The organism is Sneathiella sp., assembly GCF_036844445.1.
Lineage (GTDB): Bacteria > Pseudomonadota > Alphaproteobacteria > Sneathiellales > Sneathiellaceae > Sneathiella.
In genome coordinates this window covers 53544-69614 of record NZ_DAIUFV010000007.1, presented here as the reverse complement: position 1 = coordinate 69614, position 16071 = coordinate 53544, and the positions used below count along the sequence as shown (strand labels likewise).

The window sequence follows — 16071 nt, the reverse complement described above, 5'->3', positions numbered from 1 at the left end:
GGATATTGCCGTGAAATGCAAGGCGGGGGCTGTTAATAAAACCGGGGATAACGGGGATAACTTTTTTTATTGTCACGCTTTTCCACTTTATCCACGGGATGCACGATAAAAGATACCGCGTCGTCCACAGCCGCATAAGGCGGCGGTAAAAAAACAGGCATCGGGGAGAAAATTTTTACCCATTTCAAATAAGCCATGTTATCCCTGTTATTCACGTTATTCACAGCTTCTCTCGGTCGATATGGTGGAATTTCATCTTCATCTGGTTTCTGACTCAACCGGCGAAACGCTGCAGTCCATGACCAAGGCGGCGCTTGTCCAGTTTGAAGGCGTCACCCCGGTCGAACATGTCTGGACCCTGACGCGAACGCTGCGTCAACTCGATGATATCCTTGAATCGATCATGAGCAAGCCGGGCCTCGTCCTCTATACGCTGGTCAGCAAGGAAATGCGCGACGTTCTGGAGCTCGGCTGCGAACGCGTCGGTGTACCGTGCGTTTCGGTGCTCGATCCCGTCCTCACCGCTTTTTCCGCCTTTTTGGGCAAGGAAATCCGCCGCCTTCCGGGGCGTCAGCATATCCTGGATAAAAACTACTTCAGCCGGATCGAGGCGCTCAACTTCACTATGGCGCACGATGACGGCCAGATGACCGACGATCTTTATGAGGCGCAGATCATCCTCGTCGGCGTCTCGCGCACGTCGAAAACGCCGACCTCCTTCTATCTTGCCCATCGCGGCTATAAAACGGCGAATATTCCGATCGTTCCCGGCATTGCTCTCCCTGAGTCGCTCTTTGCGCTTAACCCGCGGACGATGGTGTTCGGGCTGACGACCAGCCCGGACCGGCTTTCGGAAATCCGCCGCAACCGCCTTCTCAGTCTCAATCAGAAAATGGAAACCGACTATATTGACCGTGACCGTATCAAGGAGGAGGTTATTTTCGCGCGCAAACTCTTCAACCGCGAAGGCTGGCCGGTGATCGATGTGACGCGCCGCTCGGTCGAGGAGACGGCGGCGCAGATCGTGACACTCTACAGCCGGCGGCAGGAAGAGCTGAAGAAGCAGGCATGACGGTGGAAAAAGAACTTGTTCTGGCGTCGCAGAGTGTCTCGCGCGCGCGGATTTTGAAGAACGCGGGCTTCACTTTTCATATTGTGCCCGCGCATGTCGATGAAGATGAGATCAAGCAATCTCTTCTGGCGATGAAGGCGCCGGCGCGCGATGCCGCGACGGCGCTCGCCGAGCTGAAGGCAACGCGCATCTCGACCCGGGTGCCCGGTGCGTTTGTGATCGGCGCCGATCAGATACTGGAATGCGGCGGCATCTGGTTCGACAAGCCGGGTGATATGGAACATGCCCGCGCACATCTGCTCGCCTTGAAAGGGCGGATGCACCGCCTTGCAAATGCGGTCGCCATCGCCAAGGACGGGGCAGTCATCTGGCGGCATGTCGATATCGCCCGCCTGACCATGCGATCCTTCGATGCGACGTTCCTCGATGATTATCTCGCCCGCGCGGGTGACGATATCCTGAATTCCGTCGGGGCCTATCACCTTGAAGGCCTCGGCGCGCATCTTTTCTCCCGGGTTGAGGGGGATTTCTTCTCCATTCTCGGGCTTCCCCTGTTGCCGCTTCTCGATTTTCTGCGCGGCCATAAAATCGGATTGACGTCATGACGCCACATAAGAACAAGATCGCCGGGGTCATGGGCTGGCCGATCAGCCATTCGCTGTCGCCGCGCCTGCATGGCTTCTGGATCGACAAATACGCGCTGGCAGCGGAATATCGCGCCTGGCCGGTAAAGCCGGAAGACCTCGCCGCAACGCTGAGGCAGCTCGCCGCCGACTGCGAGGCGGAGGGAAATCTCTTTCGCGGCGCAAATCTCACCATTCCGCTGAAAGAAAAGGCGTTCGAGATCGTTGATATCATTGATCCCTCGGCCGAACGGATCGGGGCGGTCAACACGATTGTAATCGGGTCGGACGGTCGTTTGACCGGACGCAATACGGATGGGATCGGCTTTCGCGACTCGCTTGCCGAAAAGGTGGATCTCGGGCGATTTAAGGGCGGCACGGCCGTGCTGCTGGGCGCCGGGGGGGCGGCGCGCGCTGTGGCCGTCGCGCTGATCGATATGGGCATGGCGAAGATCTATCTCTGCAACCGCTCCCGCGCGCGGGCGGAGGCGCTTGCCGGGCACCTCGGGACCCGCGCAGAAGCGGCCGACTGGGAGATGCGCGATGCCCTCCTCGCCGATGCGGATCTTCTTGTCAACTGCACCAGTCTTGGCATGACCGGCCAGCCACCGCTCGATGTGTCTTTGGAAGCGCTCAAAAAATCGGCTGTTGTTGCGGATATCGTGTATGTTCCGCTGGAAACCGGCCTCTTGAAAGCGGCGCGCTCGCGCGGCAATATCGCCATCGACGGGCTCGGCATGCTGCTGCATCAGGCAAAAGCCGGCTTTGCCGCCTGGTTCGGCGTAGAACCGGAGGTGACGGAGGCGCTCCGCCGTCATGTCCTTGCAGGGAAAAAGGATTAAGAACATGCTGCTTCTCGGGCTTACCGGCTCAATCGGAATGGGAAAATCGACGGTCGGCGAAATGTTCCGAAAACTCGGCATTCCCGTCTATGACGCGGATGCGGAGATCCACAAGCTCTATGCCAAAGGCGGCGCCGGGGTCGAACCGATCCGGGCTGCTTTTCCCGAGGCCGTGGTGGACGGCGCCGTCGACCGGGCCCGCCTCAGCAAGATCGTCGTGGGAAATGAAGCGGAGATCCAGCGGCTTGAAAAGGTCATTCACCCGCTCCTCGCCGAGGGGCGCGCGGAATTTTTTGCAAAGGCGGAAACGGAGGGACATTCGCTCGTCGTTCTCGACATTCCGCTTATTTTTGAGACAAATGGCGAGGGTCGCGTTCACAAGATTGCCGTCGTCTCCGCCCCGTCCGATGTGCAGCGGGCCCGGGTTCTCGCCCGCCCCGGCATGAGCGAGGACAAATTCGAGGCCATCCTCGCCCGCCAGGTCGATGACGCGGAAAAGCGCCGGCGCGCCGACTTCGTGATTGATACCCATTGCAGCTATGAGGAAACATTCGAGCAGGTGAAAAAGCTGGTGGAAGACCTGAACAATGCGTGAAATCGTTCTTGATACGGAAACGACAGGCTTTTACCCCGAAGAGGGAGACAGGATCGTCGAGATCGGCTGTATCGAGCTGATCAACCATATCCCGAGCGGCAATGTCTATCACCGCTACATCAACCCCGAGCGCGATATGCCGGATGCCGCCTATCGCGTCCATGGGTTGAGCGCGGAATTTCTCCGCGGCCATAAAGTGATGGCCGAGGAGATCGACGGCTTTCTCGATTTTATCGGCAATGACCGGCTGATTATCCATAACGCCCAGTTCGATATGAAGTTCCTGAACGCCGAGCTCGCCCGCCTGAAGCGCCCGCTTCTGCCGATGTCGCAAAGCCTTGATACCGTGCTGCTGGCCCGGGAGCGGCTTCCCGGCGCGCAGGTCAATCTCGATGCGCTCTGCCGCCGTTTCGGAATTGACAACTCGGCGCGCACAAAACTCGGCGCGCTGCTCGATGCGGAATTGCTGGCGGAGGTTTATCTTGAGCTGATCGGCGGCCGTCAGCACGGGCTGTCGCTTGAGGAAATTGAAGAAGAAGCAACCCTGATCGTCGTTCGCGATATCCGGCCCGCGCGCACCCATGCGGTGAGCGCCGAGGAGCTCGCAGCGCATCAGGCGTTTCTTGAGAAGATCACCGATCCGATCTGGCGAAAATATATCTGACGCCGGCCCGCTTTTCGTTACAGCGGCGCGCCGGCGTATCGCGGATCAGTTCCGGCCAGCCGCCTGCTGCTGACGGTGGTCGTGAAAGAGCCTTGCGAAATCGATCGGCTCCAGCATCAGCGGTGAATAGCCGCCGTCCCGCGTCGCATCGGCAACAACCCGCCGGGCGAACGGGAAGAGCAGCCGCGGGCATTCGATCATGCAGACCATCTCGACGGCTTCCTGCGGGAAATCGCGAAGCGCGAACAGGCCGCCATAGACCAGCTCCAGGATAAAAGCCACCTGGTCGCCGTGCTGCGCCTTCACTTCGAGCCGAAGTTCGATCTCATAGAGATTGTTGCCGCCGGTGCGGGCCTGGATATTGACCGCAAGCTGCACCTCCGGCGCGCCCTTCTCAGGGTCGAGGCTTGCCGGCGCGTTCGGATTTTCGAACGACATATCCTTTACATACTGGCGCAGAATGGCGAGTGAGGGTTGCTTCGACGCGGCCTCTCCCCCGGCGCCGCCATTGGCGGTCTTTGCCTGTCCTTCGTCTGCCATGTACGGGTTTCTCCTTAAATGATACGGCCGGAAAGCCGGATGAAATGTTGCCGAACTGGCTATCACGGATGGGCGCACCCGACAAGAGAGAAGCGGTTATTTTTCCCGCGACCAGGGGCTTTCAGGATCGCGATCGGCGCTTCGCCCGATTTTTTCCGGATCCTCTTCGACAATCTCGTAATCGCCGTCGATCACGGTATCGCGGGGCCGCGCGGGCCCGCTGTAGAAGCCGGCGCTCACCACATGCGCGCGCCGGGCGATCGCGCCGGCCAGCAGATGGCGGAGAAAGGGAATCAGCAGCAGCAGGCCGATCGTATCGGTGACAAATCCGGGGATCAGCAGGAACAGGCCGGCGACCGCCAGCAGGAACCCTTCAAACATTTCCGTGACCGGATTTTCCCGCTTGTCGAGCGCATCGCGCGCCCGCAACAGAATGCCGAGGCCCTGCACCCGCGTCAATGCAATACCGATCACAGTGGTGACGATGGTGAGCAATATGGTGGCAAATGCGCCAATCTCGCTTCCAACCTGAACAAAGACGTAAATCTCGATCAGCGGAATTCCGATCAAGGCCGCCAAAAACAGCAGTGCCAAGCTTGTTTATCCCTGATAAAATCCTATGTTACAATCAGATGCGCGAGAAGCGGGATAACGCCACAAGGTACTGGACCTTGGACCTGGAACCCATTAACTTCTTTTACAGATCTACCCTTTACATAAGGGGTGTTGGAAGTTTTACCAAACCCAATTTGAAGATATTATCATGGACAACGGCTTTCAGTTCCTGGACATCATTCTGCTTGCGGCGGTCGCTGGGTTTATCTTCCTGCGATTGCGCAGCGTGCTGGGCCGGCGGATGGGCCATGAACAATCAAGACCCGAAGAGCGGGCGCCGCGCCCCGTGGAAGGGCACAAGGGGAATTTCGACGAAAAGCCGTCTGACGACAATGTGATCCTTCTTGGCGATAAGAAGCGCGGCGCGGATGCGGAACTTTTTCCCGATACGCCGCTGCACCGCACCTTCAGCGAAATCCGTCGTCTCGACCGCAATTTTGATCCTGTGACGTTCGTCCAGGGGGCGCAGGCGGCCTATGAGGCCATCGTTATCGCCTTTGCGCGCGGCGACCGCCCGACACTGAAGATGCTGCTCTCCGACACGGTTTATGAGAGCTTCGATGCGTCCATCACGACGCGTGAGGAGCGGCAGGAAACCATGTCCACCGATATCGTCGCCATTCGCGGGGCCGAGATCACCGATGCCTCGCTGCAGGGACGCGACGCCGAAATCACCGTCCGCTTTGATGCCGAGATGATCACCATGACCAAGGATCGGGAGGGCGTGGTCGTCGCCGGCGATCCGCAGCCGCATATGGTGCATGAGCTCTGGACCTTTGCGCGTGATCTGAAGTCGCGCAACCCCAACTGGCTGCTGATCGCCACGCGCCGCGCTGACTGACCTGTTGCGGCATGGGCCTCTCCGGTTTGTTCCAATCGAAAGGCAGGCGGACAAAGCTCGGTCTTGCCGCGCTTATTTTGCTGCTGGTTGCCGCCTTTGGCGGCTGGTGGCTGCTGAAAGTTTCCCCCTTGATTGAAGCGCCGGAGGAGCGGCTTGTTCTCCGCCCGGCGCAGTTTTCCGAGCTTCCGGGCTGGGACAAAGAGGATTTTGCCAATTTCGCGGCGGCCTTCTTCAAATCCTGCGATAAAATTGCCGCGCTCCCGGCTGAGCGCGCCATGGGCGGCGACGGCATGGCGGGTACCGCTGGCGACTGGCAGCCGATCTGCGAGCAGGCGCGCGCCCTTACCCATGATCCGGCCGCGTGGCGGAGCTTTTTTGAAGCCGTCTTCACGCCCGTCAGCGTTTATAACAATGACCAGCCGAGCGGTCTTTTCACCGGCTATTACGAGGCGAGCCTCAAGGGCAGCCGCGAGCGGAAGCCGCCCTATCTCACGCCGCTTTATCTGCGCCCGCCCGAGCTGGTGATGGTCGAGCTTGGCCGCTTCCGCGAGGAGCTGAAAGGCCACCGCATTGCCGGCCGGGTCGAAGACGGCACGCTTGTTCCCTTCGCCGACCGCGCCGCCATCGATCAGGGGGCGCTCTCGGGCCGCGAACTCGAATTTGTCTGGGTCGATAGCGCCGTTGACGCCTTTTTCCTGCATATCCAGGGATCGGGCGTTGTCGAAATGGATGATGGCAGCGAGCTTCGCGTCGGTTATGCGGCGCAGAACGGCCATCCCTACTTCGCGATCGGCCGCGACCTGATCGAGCAGGGCTATGTCCCGCGCGAGGAGATGTCGATGCAGGCCATTCGCGACTGGCTGGAGGCAAACCCCGACAAGGCCGATGCGCTGATGCAGAAAAACGCGTCCTTCGTCTTCTTCCGTGAGCTTCTCACGGGCGGCCCGATCGGCGCGCAAGGGGTGGAGCTGACACCGGAGCGGAGTATCGCGGTCGACCGCAAATTCTGGCCGCTCGGCGTGCCTGTCTGGCTCTCAACTGTGGTTGCGCCCGCCAGCAGCCCGGCGGAAGTTGAAAAGTTCGAGCGCCTGATGATGGCGCAGGATACCGGCGGCGCCATTCGCGGCCCGGTACGCGGCGACGTATTCTGGGGCCATGGCGATTATGCCTATGACATGTCGGGCGGGATGAAAAGCGAGGGGCGGATCTGGATGCTCCTCCCCAACGCGCTTGCCGCAGCAATAAAAGCAGTCGAGACGCGCTAACTTCTGGCGAAAGCGCCGCGTGAGGGGTATAGTTTTTCGCGCGCAACAGGAGAATTGCATGCCCCAACCGGCGATAAAAAAGAATGTGGCTTTATTCGTCACCTGTCTGGTCGATCTGAACCGCCCGTCCGTCGCGTTTGCGGCCATCCGGCTTCTGGAAGCGGCGGATTGCACCATTGTGGTGCCGCCGGAGCAGACCTGTTGTGGCCAGATTGCCTACAATTCGGGTGATAAGGAAAGCGCCAAGGCCATTGCCCGCGCGGTTCTTCGCGCCTTCGACGGCTTTGACCATGTGGTTGTGCCCTCCGGCTCCTGCGCCGGGATGATCACAAAGCATTATGCAGAGCTTTTTGAGGGCGATGACACCATCATGGTGGCGGTCAACGCGCTCGCTGCCCGCACCCATGAGCTGACCGCCTTTCTCCATGATATCTGCGGCTACCGGCCCGCCGATATCCACTATCCCGCCCGTCTCACCTATCATGACAGCTGCAGCTCGCTTCGCGAGATGAAGGTGCGCGATCAGCCGCGGGCGCTGCTCTCGGCGGTGGAGGGCCTCGAAATTCATGAGGCGGAGGATGCAGCCGCCTGTTGCGGCTTCGGCGGCACCTTCTGCCTCAAATATTCTGAAATTTCCGAGGCGATGGTCGATGCCAAGATCGATAACCTGCTGGCAACCGGCGCCAACACGCTGGCGGCCGGCGATCTTGGCTGCCTGATGAATATCGCCGGGCGGCTGAAGCGCCGTGGCGCGGCGATGAAGGTGCTGCATGTCGCTGAAATTCTTGCCGGGATGGGCGACGCGCCGGGTCTTGGCGAGGGAGGGCGCTGATGCAGGTCACCTCCCGCCGCTTCAAGGAGAAGGCGCAACAGGCGCTGCAGGATGAAAATATCCAGAAAGCCTTCTCGCGCGTCAAAAGCGGTTTTCCGCGCGCGCGGGCCCAGTCGGCGGCGGCCCTTCCGGAGTTTGAAGCGCTTCGCGATCAGGCGCGCGATCTGAAAGATCATATCCTCGCGCATCTCGACTATTATCTTGAGACGTTTGAAGCGGCGGTGCAGCGGGCAGGCGGCGAGGTCCATTGGTGCGCGACCTATGCGGAGGCGCGTGAGGCGGTTCTCGGCATCTGCCGCGCGGTCGATGCGAAGACGGTGACCAAGGGAAAATCGATGATTACCGAGGAGATGGCGCTCAATGACTATCTGCTCGCCCATGATATCGAGCCGATCGAGACGGATCTTGGCGAATATATCATCCAGCTCGCGCATGAATACCCGAGCCATATCATCGCGCCGGCGCTGCACAAGACGAAGGATCAGGTCAGCGATCTTTTCGTGCAGCATCATGAAAAATATGGCTTTACCGAGCGTGTCACCGATCCGCAGGCGCTGGTCGGCGAGGCGCGCAAGGTGCTGCGCGACAAATATGCCGCGGCGGATGTCGGCATCACGGGCGCGAATTTCCTGATCGCCGAGACGGGCTCGACGGTGATCGTCACGAATGAGGGCAATGGCGATCTCACGCAGTCGTTGCCGGGAACGCATATCGTCGTCTCCAGCATTGAAAAGGTCGTCCCGACACTTGAGGATGCCAGCCTTTTCCTTCGCCTTCTCGCCCGCTCCGCCACGGGGCAGGAGATGTCGGTCTACACCACTTTTTCCACCGGCCCGCGCCGCAAGGACGATCTTGATGGCCCGGCGCGCTTTCATGTCGTCCTCGTCGACAGCGGGCGGAGTGACCTTCTCGGCACCAATAAGCAGGAGCTGCTTCGCTGCCTGAAATGCGGGGCCTGCATGAATCACTGCCCGGTCTACCAGGCCGTCGGCGGCCACAGCTACGGCTGGGTCTACCCCGGACCGATCGGGGCGGCGCTCAACCCGCATATGGTCGGGATCGAGGAGGCGCGGCACCTGCCGAACGCCTCAACCTTCTGCGGTCGCTGCGAGGAGGTCTGCCCGGTGCGTATTCCGCTGCCCAAGATCATGCGCCACTGGCGCGAGGAGGCGTTCGAGCGGCAGGTGACGCCGAAACCGGAGCGCTGGGGTATTGGTCTGTGGGCCTATTTCGCAAAGCGTCCGGCGCTTTACCGCGTTGCGAGCGCGGTTGCCGCGCGCGGGCTGAAATGGATGGCCGGGCGTAAAGGCGCGATTTCCCGCCTGCCGCTTCTCTCTGGCTGGACGTCGGTCAGGGATTTTCCGGCGCCCGAAGGGAAAACCTTTATGGAACAATGGAAAAACCAGCAGCGGGGGAGACGCTGATGCCCGCGCGCGAGCGAATTCTCGACCGTATCCGGCGCAATCTCGGCCGGACGGGGCCGCTCGATGAAAAGGAGGCCGCGACCTTGCGCGCACGCCTTGATACGCCCAGGGCCCACCTCATCCCGGCGCGGGCGCAAATCAGCCATGCCGACCAGATCGGGCTTTTCACGGCGAAGGCCGAAGCCCTCGGCGCGACGGTTACGCGCCTTGCGGCGGAAAGCTTTGTGCCCGAAGCGGTACGCGACTATCTCGCCGCGCATAATCTTCCGATGCGGATAAAAATGTCGCCCGATCCCGCGCTCGACCGGCTTCGCTTCGATGCGGTGCCGATGCTTGAGGTCACGCGCGGGACCGCGGAGCTTATCGACACGGCCAGCCTGACGCCGGTTTTTACCGCCATTGCCGAGACGGGAACGCTCTGCCTTGTTTCGGGGCGAGAGACGCCTTCAACGCTCAATTTCCTGCCCGAAAATCACATCGCGCTGGTCCGCGCCAGCGAGATTGTCGGCACGATGGAGGAAAGCTGGGCGCGGCTTCGCGAGAGATTCGGCGCGGGCAAGCTGCCGCGCACGGTTAATCTCGTCTCTGGCCCGTCGCGAACGGGCGATATCGAGCAGATGTTGATCATGGGGGCGCACGGGCCGCGCCGCCTGCATATTCTGATTGTTGATGATGACCCGGAAATCTGACCGCGCGCGGGGGCTCTCAAAAGCCGACAGGGTGCTATGGGATCATGTCGCCCGAAGCGTTTCCCCCATCGATTCCAACCGCTTCACCCGCGAACTGGAAGAGAGCCTGATGCGCTCGCCGCCGTCGCATACGGAAAAGCGCGCGGGCGATAACATAGCCGCCGGTCCCGAGGATTTTACACCTGCCCGCCCGCCGATCCGCGCCGAGGATATTGCCCGGGCGATGACCGGCTGGCAGGGCGCGGACATGGCGAAAGGCAGGGAAACCGAGCCAACGCCGTCGCGGCGCCAGAATGTACCGGGGCTGGACCGGCGGACGGCGGAGCGGCTTCGCAAAGGCCAGATGGAGATCGACGGGCGTATTGATCTGCATGGCCTCACCCGCGCCGAAGCGCACCGCGAACTTCGCAGCTACATCAGCGCCGCGCATATCCGCGGCATGCGCTGCGTGCTGGTGATCACAGGCAAAGGCTCGTCGCGCCAGAAAACCGACGATGCGGCCTTTATGGGCACGGGGCGAAGCGGCATCCTCCGCGAGGCGGTGCCGCAATGGCTCTCCGCCCCCGATCTCGCCCATCTCATCGTTGACATCCGCCATGCGCAGCCGAAACATGGCGGCAGCGGCGCGCTTTACGTCTTGCTGCGCAGGCGGCGATGAGACGGGAAACAAGCAGAGGAAGTGAGCAATGACACCCTTTGGCCTTCGCGTGCGGGGATTGCGCAAAAGCCGCAATATCACGCTGAAGCAGATGGCGGCCGATCTCGAGATCAGCGCGGCCTATCTGTCGGCGCTGGAGCATGGCCATCGTGGCCGGCCGTCCTGGTCGCTGGTGGCGCAGATCTGCGACTATTTCAATATCATCTGGGACGAGGCGGAGGAGCTGCAGCGCCTCGCCTCCCTCTCCCATCCCAAGGTCACGGTGGATACCAGCGGCCTCAGCCCGCTTGCCACCGAATACGCCAACCTGCTCGCGCTTAAAATTCGCGATCTTCCCGAGCGGCATTTGCGCGAAATGCTGGCCTATCTCAAATCGATCGGCAGTGAGGAGAAGCGATGAGCGCGCCAGACGGCGGCAAGGCGGCGCGCATCGCCCGCGGCGTGCAGAAACTGCTCTACGACATGGGCTATGACAGCCTGCGGGAGGTAAAACTCCGCACCCGCCGGCGCGTTGATGTGATGGGGATCAATGACAAGGGACGGATCATCATCGTGGAAGTGAAATCCGGGCCGGCCGATTACCGCGTCGATGAGAAATGGAGCGATTATCTCGAATTCTGCGACGCATTCTATTTCGCCGTCGATGCGGATTTCCCGAAAACCCTGATCCCGGAAGAAAACGGCCTCATTATCACCGACGGTTTTACCGGCGCCATCCTCCGCCCCTCGATGGATTTCCAGCTTAACGCCGCGCGCCGCCGCAACGTCACCCTCCGCTTCGCCCGCATCGCCGCGAGGCGGCTGCTTGCGGGTGAACTCTCCATAAACGACAGGTTGCAGTTGCTTTAGGCGACTGTCGCCAATGGATGTGGCGTCACCGGTACGGATCAGCTTTCGCGAGATAGTTTTGGACGTAGTCGGTGATGCCATCCTCCAAACTCCGGAAATTGCCGCCGAAGCCGGCTGCGCGGAGTTTCTGCATATTGGCTTCGGTGAAATACTGGTATTTGTCGCGGATCTCGAGCGGCGTGTCGATATAGGTGATGTTTTCGGGCTTGCCCGCGGCCTTGAAAACGGCGGCGGCGAGGTCGTGGAAGCTGCGCGCCTTGCCGGTGCCGAGGTTGAACAGCCCGCTGACATGCGCATTGTCGAGCAGCCAGAGGATCACGTCGACGCAGTCTTTGACATAGACAAAATCGCGAAGCTGGCCGCCGTCCTCATAATCCGGATGGTGAGATTTGAAGAGCGTCACCGCCTCGCCCGCGATGACTTTCGGGTAGCTTTGCGCAATGACGCTTTTCATGCTGCCCTTGTGATACTCATTCGGCCCGTAGACATTGAAAAATTTGAGTCCGGCCCACTGCGGCGGCGTCACGGCGCCTTTGGCGAGCTCGCGCGCAACGAATTTGTCAAATGCGTGCTTGCTCCAGCCATAGAGATTGAGCGGTTGCAGCCGGGCGAGCGCCTCCTCGCTCATCACATCGTCGAAACCGGCGCTGCCATCGCCATAGGTCGCGGCGGAGGAGGCGTAGATGAAGGGGATCGCATTGTCGGTCGCAAAGCGCCAGAGAAGGCGCGTCGGCGCGAAATTGCGCTTCACGATAAGGTCGCCATTGGTTTCCGTGGTTGCCGAGATCGCGCCCATGTGAATGATCGCCTTGAGTCGGCTGTCGTTGCGCAAGAACCAGCTGTCGAGATCATCCGGCGAGACGATGTCATAAATCGTCGATTTAGCAATGTTTTTCCATTTGTCGCTGGATTCCAGCCAGTCGCAGACGATGATTTTCTCGCCGCGTGTCGACAGGGCGGCCACGATGTTGGAGCCGATAAACCCCGCGCCGCCGGTGACAAGTACCAGATTTGCCATATGTCTGCCTGCTCCTTACGATTTGCCGAGCATTTTCTGGATGGTGCGGGTCGTGCTGAAACCCTCCTCCAGCGCGGCAAGGAAAACCCGCCCGCCGTAGGCCTCAACCATATCCGCGCCGACGACCGTTTCGCGCGTGTAATCGGCGCCCTTGATCAGCACATCGGGCCGGATCGCCTCGATCAGGCGAAGCGGCGTGTCCTCGTCGAAAGGGACGACAAGATTGACATCGGCAAGACCGGCGAGCACGATCGCCCGCGCGCTCTCATGGGTGACCGGCCGCCCCTCGCCTTTCAGCCGGCGGATGCTGGCATCGGTGTTGAGGCCGACGATCAGCCGGTCGCATTCGGCTTTCGCCTGGCGGATCAGCGAGATATGGCCGGGATGCAGAAGATCGAAGCAGCCGTTCGTGAAGCCGATTTTCAGCCCCCGCGAGCGCCAGTCCCGTGTCCGCTCGAGCGCGCTCTCAAGCGGGGCGACCTTCGCATCGACGCCGCCCATCTCCATGGCCTGTAGCGTCTGGCGGATCTCGGCCTTGGTGACGGCGGCGGTGCCGGATTTGGAAACGGCAATCCCGCCCGCGAGATTGGCGATGCGCGCGGCGTCAAGGAGCGATGCCCCGGCGGCAAAGGCGAGGGTGAGCGCGGCAACCACGCTGTCGCCCGCGCCCGAGACATCAAACACTTCGCGCGCTTCGGCGCTGATGTGATGGGCCTCCGTCCGGGTGATAAGGCTCACGCCCGCTTCCGAGCGGGTGACGAGGATGGCCTCGATCTTCGCCGTCTCGATCATCTTGCGCGCCGCTTCTTCGACCTCGATATTGGTATCGCACGGCATACCGCTCGCCTCGACCATCTCTTTTCGGTTCGGCGTCAGCAGCGTGACGCCGCGATAACGGCTGAAATCCCGGGATTTGGGGTCGGCGATGACGGGAATCTTCTTCTCATTGGCGTAAGCGATGATATGACGGAGCACGGTATCGGAGAGGACGCCCTTCGCATAATCGGATAGAACGATGATATCCGCCGATGTCACGACGTCATGAAAGGTGTTGAGCAGGTTCCCGGCGGTTTTCGGTTGCAGTTGGTGCGTCGCTTCATGATCGCTGCGCAGAAGTTGCTGGCCATCGGCAACAAAACGCGATTTGACCGTGGTCGGACGACCGACCGATTTGACCAGATGGGGCGTCATGGCGGCATGGGCGTTGAACAGCGCCTCCAGCTCCCGCCCTTCGGCATCATCGCCAACGACAGAGACAAGATGCGCCCGCCCGCCGAGGGAGGCGATATTGCGGACCACGTTGCCGGCACCGCCCGGCATCTGCGACTGATGCGTGATGCTGAGGATGGGAATGGGCGCTTCCGGTGAAATACGCCGCGCGCGGCCGTAGACGAAGCGGTCGAGCATAACGTCACCGATCACGAGCGCCTCGATCGTCGCCGCACGATCCATGATGTCGAGGAGAGAGGAGCGGTTTTCCATGTGATCAGTCAACCAGTTTCAGCGATTTTTCAAGCGCTCCGCAGAGCATGTGACCAAGGGTGATGTGCATCTCCTGGATGCGGCGGGTCGAGGTCGCCGGGACAATCAGCGCGACATCGGCAAGCTCCGGCATCAGCCCGCCGTCGCGCCCAGTCAAGGCAGTCGTCACAAGACCCTTTGCCCGCGCCATTTGGAGCGCTTTCACCACATTGGGGCTGGTGCCCGAGGTGGTGATGCCGACCACAACATCGCCGGGCGCGCCGAGGGCGTCGATCTGGCGGGCGAAAACCTCATCATAACCAAGATCATTCGCGCCGGCGGTAAGCGCCGAGGTATCGGTATTGAGCGCAATCGCCGCGATCGGTTTGCGATCGGAGATAAAGCGGACGACAAGTTCGGCGGCGAGATGCTGCGCATCCGCGGCGCTGCCGCCATTGCCGAAGAACAGGATCTTGTTGCCGCGCTCGATCGCCGCGACCCAGAGACGGAGCATCTCCTGAAACGGCGCGGCCAGCGTCTCTTGCGTTCGGTTCTGCACCGCCCGGTGATCGTCAAGCTCGCGGTTAAAGTAGTCTAGCGGGTCCAAGCAGCCTCACGCCTAAAAAGAAAAGAACGAAGTATAGTTAGTATAATCTTGCCCGACCTGCAAATACCGAGTGCGCAATCCCTGCTTTCTCATTCCTTTGGCAGGTCTTTCGAGATGCGCGCCGCCCGCGGGTCGGTGCTGTCGAAACCATCGAACGGCGCGGCAAGGCGGGCTTTCGCCATATCGATATAATCAGGGTTGATATCTATTCCGATGCTGCTGCGGCCGAGCACGCTCGCAACGCGCGCCGTGGTGCCGCTCCCCAAAAAGGGATCGAGGACGAGATCGCCCGGGCAGGAGGACGCGCGGACGATGCGCTCGATCAGCGCTTCGGGCTTCTGCGTCGGGTGCGGCAATCGCTCCGCCGCGCAGTAATGGACATGGCTGAATTGCCAGACATCGCCCGGGTTGGCGCCGGCCATGTTATTGCGCTTGCGAAAATATTTCTGCGGCACGCGAACGTCGTCGAGATTGAAGCAGGCATCCGGGCCCTTGGAAAACCAGAGAATATCCTCATGACGCGGAGAGAAGCCGCGCTTGCGCCCCATGCCTTGCGTATAGTGCCAGGTGATCCAGCCTTGCGGGGTGAGCGAAAACTCCTCCTCCAGCATCAGATAGAGACGCGCGATGAAGCGCACCCCCATGAAGCAATAGAGCGAGCCGCCGGGCTTCAGGATGCGGACGCTCTCGCGAAGCCACGCCGCCGTAAAACTTCGGTAGTCGCGCGCCGTCTTGAGATCGATATTGTTGCCATAGTTCTTGCCGAGATTATAGGGCGGATCCGCGATGATGAGATCGACGCTTTCGGTCCGGAGGCGGGCCATTTCCGTTGCCGCATCGCCCGCCACCAGAATGCTTTTTGGAACTGCAAGATCCATTCTGCTATTGCGGCGAGCGTTTCGCCATGATCCGCTGCAATGTGCGCCGATGCATGTTGAGACGCCGCGCGGTCTCGGAAACATTATGATCGCAGAGCTCGTAGACGCGCTGGATATGCTCCCAGCGGACGCGATCCGCCGACATCGGATTTTCCGGCGGCATGGGCAGCGAGTCGCTCTCTGCCATCAGCGCGTTCACGATGTCCTCGACATTCGCGGGCTTGGCAAGGTAATCGATGGCGCCGGCCTTCACCGCCGCAACGGCGGACGCGATATTGCCATAGCCGGTCAGCATGACGATCACCGCCTCCTCATTCACCTTGCGGAGGGCCTCCACCACCTCAAGGCCGTTGCCATCCTCCAGCCGGAGGTCGATCACCGCATATTCAGGCACGCGCTCCGCCGCCAGCTTCTTCCCCTCTTCGACCGAGTTCGCAAGGATCGGTGAAAATCCTTTCCGTTCCATCGCTCGGCCAAGACGGTTCAGAAACACTTCATCATCATCAACGATAAGCAGGGACTTGCTGTCGTTCATACGTCGCTCATTTTTTGGTTCGGGCCTGTTTCGCTCGCGGCAGTCTGCTTGGAGACTAGCATA

20 protein-coding genes are annotated in these 16071 nt (G+C 60.8%); 13 read left to right on the top strand and 7 right to left on the bottom strand.

What is annotated here, in order from left to right:
• Nucleotides 1-241 precede the first annotated feature (241 nt).
• The 5 genes from V7Z56_RS13580 to dnaQ are packed head-to-tail and all read left to right on the top strand — an operon-like array spanning nucleotide 242 to nucleotide 3796.
• Entirely contained in the window at nucleotides 242-1072 is an 831-nt protein-coding gene (locus V7Z56_RS13580; RefSeq protein WP_334130050.1) for a pyruvate, water dikinase regulatory protein, read from the top strand.
• Complete coding sequence (locus tag V7Z56_RS13575; protein WP_334130049.1) at nucleotides 1069-1677, top strand: Maf family protein; 609 nt, start codon at nucleotides 1069-1071, stop codon at nucleotides 1675-1677. The genes V7Z56_RS13580 and V7Z56_RS13575 overlap by 4 nt, the downstream gene beginning before the upstream one ends.
• Nucleotides 1674-2537: a shikimate dehydrogenase gene (locus V7Z56_RS13570; protein WP_334130048.1), complete on the top strand. Its 864-nt coding sequence runs from the start codon at nucleotides 1674-1676 to the stop codon at nucleotides 2535-2537. Before V7Z56_RS13575 ends, V7Z56_RS13570 begins: the two co-directional genes overlap by 4 nt.
• A gap of 4 nt (nucleotides 2538-2541) precedes the next feature.
• Complete coding sequence (coaE, locus tag V7Z56_RS13565; protein ID WP_334130047.1) at nucleotides 2542-3132, top strand: dephospho-CoA kinase; 591 nt, start codon at nucleotides 2542-2544, stop codon at nucleotides 3130-3132.
• Complete coding sequence (gene dnaQ, locus V7Z56_RS13560; RefSeq protein WP_334130046.1) at nucleotides 3125-3796, top strand: DNA polymerase III subunit epsilon; 672 nt, start codon at nucleotides 3125-3127, stop codon at nucleotides 3794-3796. The genes coaE and dnaQ overlap by 8 nt, the downstream gene beginning before the upstream one ends.
• A 45-nt stretch (nucleotides 3797-3841) precedes the next feature.
• Here the strand turns inward: dnaQ and secB are convergent, their stop codons facing one another.
• Nucleotides 3842-4336, bottom strand: coding sequence for a protein-export chaperone SecB (gene secB, locus V7Z56_RS13555; RefSeq protein ID WP_334130045.1), 495 nt, complete (start codon nucleotides 4334-4336; stop codon nucleotides 3842-3844).
• Between the two features lie 96 nt (nucleotides 4337-4432).
• Entirely contained in the window at nucleotides 4433-4930 is a 498-nt protein-coding gene (locus V7Z56_RS13550) for an FxsA family protein (protein WP_334130044.1), read from the bottom strand.
• Nucleotides 4931-5099: 169 nt separating this feature from the next.
• Here V7Z56_RS13550 and V7Z56_RS13545 point away from each other — a divergent pair, with 169 nt between their 5' ends.
• The 8 genes from V7Z56_RS13545 to V7Z56_RS13510 are packed head-to-tail and all read left to right on the top strand — an operon-like array spanning nucleotide 5100 to nucleotide 11509.
• A complete protein-coding gene (locus tag V7Z56_RS13545) occupies nucleotides 5100-5792 on the top strand; it encodes a Tim44/TimA family putative adaptor protein (RefSeq protein ID WP_334130043.1) in 693 nt (230 codons plus the stop codon).
• A 26-nt stretch (nucleotides 5793-5818) separates the two neighbouring features.
• Nucleotides 5819-7057 carry a murein transglycosylase A gene (mltA, locus tag V7Z56_RS13540; RefSeq protein WP_334130042.1) on the top strand — a complete coding sequence of 413 codons (1239 nt, stop codon included), beginning with the start codon at nucleotides 5819-5821 and terminating at the stop codon, nucleotides 7055-7057.
• Between the two features lie 58 nt (nucleotides 7058-7115).
• Nucleotides 7116-7889: a (Fe-S)-binding protein gene (locus V7Z56_RS13535; RefSeq protein WP_334130041.1), complete on the top strand. Its 774-nt coding sequence runs from the start codon at nucleotides 7116-7118 to the stop codon at nucleotides 7887-7889.
• Complete coding sequence (locus V7Z56_RS13530) at nucleotides 7889-9313, top strand: LutB/LldF family L-lactate oxidation iron-sulfur protein (protein ID WP_334130040.1); 1425 nt, start codon at nucleotides 7889-7891, stop codon at nucleotides 9311-9313. Before V7Z56_RS13535 ends, V7Z56_RS13530 begins: the two co-directional genes overlap by 1 nt.
• Nucleotides 9283-10002: a LutC/YkgG family protein gene (locus tag V7Z56_RS13525; RefSeq protein ID WP_334130039.1), complete on the top strand. Its 720-nt coding sequence runs from the start codon at nucleotides 9283-9285 to the stop codon at nucleotides 10000-10002. The genes V7Z56_RS13530 and V7Z56_RS13525 overlap by 31 nt, the downstream gene beginning before the upstream one ends.
• Nucleotides 9986-10660: a Smr/MutS family protein gene (locus V7Z56_RS13520; protein WP_334130038.1), complete on the top strand. Its 675-nt coding sequence runs from the start codon at nucleotides 9986-9988 to the stop codon at nucleotides 10658-10660. Before V7Z56_RS13525 ends, V7Z56_RS13520 begins: the two co-directional genes overlap by 17 nt.
• A 28-nt stretch (nucleotides 10661-10688) precedes the next feature.
• Nucleotides 10689-11060, top strand: a complete 372-nt coding sequence (locus V7Z56_RS13515; RefSeq protein ID WP_334130037.1) for a helix-turn-helix domain-containing protein — start codon at nucleotides 10689-10691, stop codon at nucleotides 11058-11060.
• On the top strand, nucleotides 11057-11509 hold the full coding sequence (locus tag V7Z56_RS13510; protein ID WP_334130036.1) for an MmcB family DNA repair protein: 453 nt from the start codon (nucleotides 11057-11059) through the stop codon (nucleotides 11507-11509). Before V7Z56_RS13515 ends, V7Z56_RS13510 begins: the two co-directional genes overlap by 4 nt.
• 25 nt (nucleotides 11510-11534) lie before the next feature.
• Here the strand turns inward: V7Z56_RS13510 and rfaD are convergent, their stop codons facing one another.
• The 5 genes from rfaD to V7Z56_RS13485 form a co-directional block, all read right to left on the bottom strand.
• Nucleotides 11535-12527 (bottom strand): ADP-glyceromanno-heptose 6-epimerase, encoded by a 993-nt coding sequence (rfaD, locus tag V7Z56_RS13505; protein WP_334130035.1) that lies wholly within the window; start codon nucleotides 12525-12527, stop codon nucleotides 11535-11537.
• A 15-nt stretch (nucleotides 12528-12542) separates the two neighbouring features.
• Nucleotides 12543-14009, bottom strand: coding sequence for a D-glycero-beta-D-manno-heptose-7-phosphate kinase (rfaE1, locus tag V7Z56_RS13500; protein ID WP_443023819.1), 1467 nt, complete (start codon nucleotides 14007-14009; stop codon nucleotides 12543-12545).
• 4 nt (nucleotides 14010-14013) lie between these two features.
• Entirely contained in the window at nucleotides 14014-14595 is a 582-nt protein-coding gene (locus tag V7Z56_RS13495; RefSeq protein WP_334130033.1) for a D-sedoheptulose 7-phosphate isomerase, read from the bottom strand.
• Between the two features lie 89 nt (nucleotides 14596-14684).
• Nucleotides 14685-15473 (bottom strand): DNA-methyltransferase, encoded by a 789-nt coding sequence (locus V7Z56_RS13490; RefSeq protein WP_334130032.1) that lies wholly within the window; start codon nucleotides 15471-15473, stop codon nucleotides 14685-14687.
• 4 nt (nucleotides 15474-15477) lie between these two features.
• Nucleotides 15478-16008, bottom strand: coding sequence for an ActR/PrrA/RegA family redox response regulator transcription factor (locus tag V7Z56_RS13485; RefSeq protein WP_334130031.1), 531 nt, complete (start codon nucleotides 16006-16008; stop codon nucleotides 15478-15480).
• Nucleotides 16009-16071: the final 63 nt, after the last annotated feature.

Excerpts from the sequence above, each read along its gene's own strand:
- V7Z56_RS13490 (WP_334130032.1), bottom strand. The coding sequence starts at position 15,473 with ATGGATCTTGCAGTTCCAAAAAGCATTCTGGTGGCGGGCGATGCGGCA.
- secB (WP_334130045.1), bottom strand. The coding sequence starts at position 4,336 with ATGGCAGACGAAGGACAGGCAAAGACCGCCAATGGCGGCGCCGGGGGA.
- dnaQ (WP_334130046.1), top strand. The coding sequence starts at position 3,125 with ATGCGTGAAATCGTTCTTGATACGGAAACGACAGGCTTTTACCCCGAA.
- V7Z56_RS13570 (WP_334130048.1), top strand. The coding sequence starts at position 1,674 with ATGACGCCACATAAGAACAAGATCGCCGGGGTCATGGGCTGGCCGATC.
- V7Z56_RS13530 (WP_334130040.1), top strand. The coding sequence starts at position 7,889 with ATGCAGGTCACCTCCCGCCGCTTCAAGGAGAAGGCGCAACAGGCGCTG.
- V7Z56_RS13515 (WP_334130037.1), top strand. The coding sequence starts at position 10,689 with ATGACACCCTTTGGCCTTCGCGTGCGGGGATTGCGCAAAAGCCGCAAT.
- V7Z56_RS13520 (WP_334130038.1), top strand. The coding sequence starts at position 9,986 with ATGACCCGGAAATCTGACCGCGCGCGGGGGCTCTCAAAAGCCGACAGG.
- V7Z56_RS13575 (WP_334130049.1), top strand. The coding sequence starts at position 1,069 with ATGACGGTGGAAAAAGAACTTGTTCTGGCGTCGCAGAGTGTCTCGCGC.
- V7Z56_RS13510 (WP_334130036.1), top strand. The coding sequence starts at position 11,057 with ATGAGCGCGCCAGACGGCGGCAAGGCGGCGCGCATCGCCCGCGGCGTG.
- V7Z56_RS13545 (WP_334130043.1), top strand. The coding sequence starts at position 5,100 with ATGGACAACGGCTTTCAGTTCCTGGACATCATTCTGCTTGCGGCGGTC.
- coaE (WP_334130047.1), top strand. The coding sequence starts at position 2,542 with ATGCTGCTTCTCGGGCTTACCGGCTCAATCGGAATGGGAAAATCGACG.
- rfaE1 (WP_443023819.1), bottom strand. The coding sequence starts at position 14,009 with ATGGAAAACCGCTCCTCTCTCCTCGACATCATGGATCGTGCGGCGACG.
- V7Z56_RS13580 (WP_334130050.1), top strand. The coding sequence starts at position 242 with ATGGTGGAATTTCATCTTCATCTGGTTTCTGACTCAACCGGCGAAACG.
- V7Z56_RS13535 (WP_334130041.1), top strand. The coding sequence starts at position 7,116 with ATGCCCCAACCGGCGATAAAAAAGAATGTGGCTTTATTCGTCACCTGT.
- V7Z56_RS13485 (WP_334130031.1), bottom strand. The coding sequence starts at position 16,008 with ATGAACGACAGCAAGTCCCTGCTTATCGTTGATGATGATGAAGTGTTT.
- V7Z56_RS13525 (WP_334130039.1), top strand. The coding sequence starts at position 9,283 with ATGGAAAAACCAGCAGCGGGGGAGACGCTGATGCCCGCGCGCGAGCGA.
- rfaD (WP_334130035.1), bottom strand. The coding sequence starts at position 12,527 with ATGGCAAATCTGGTACTTGTCACCGGCGGCGCGGGGTTTATCGGCTCC.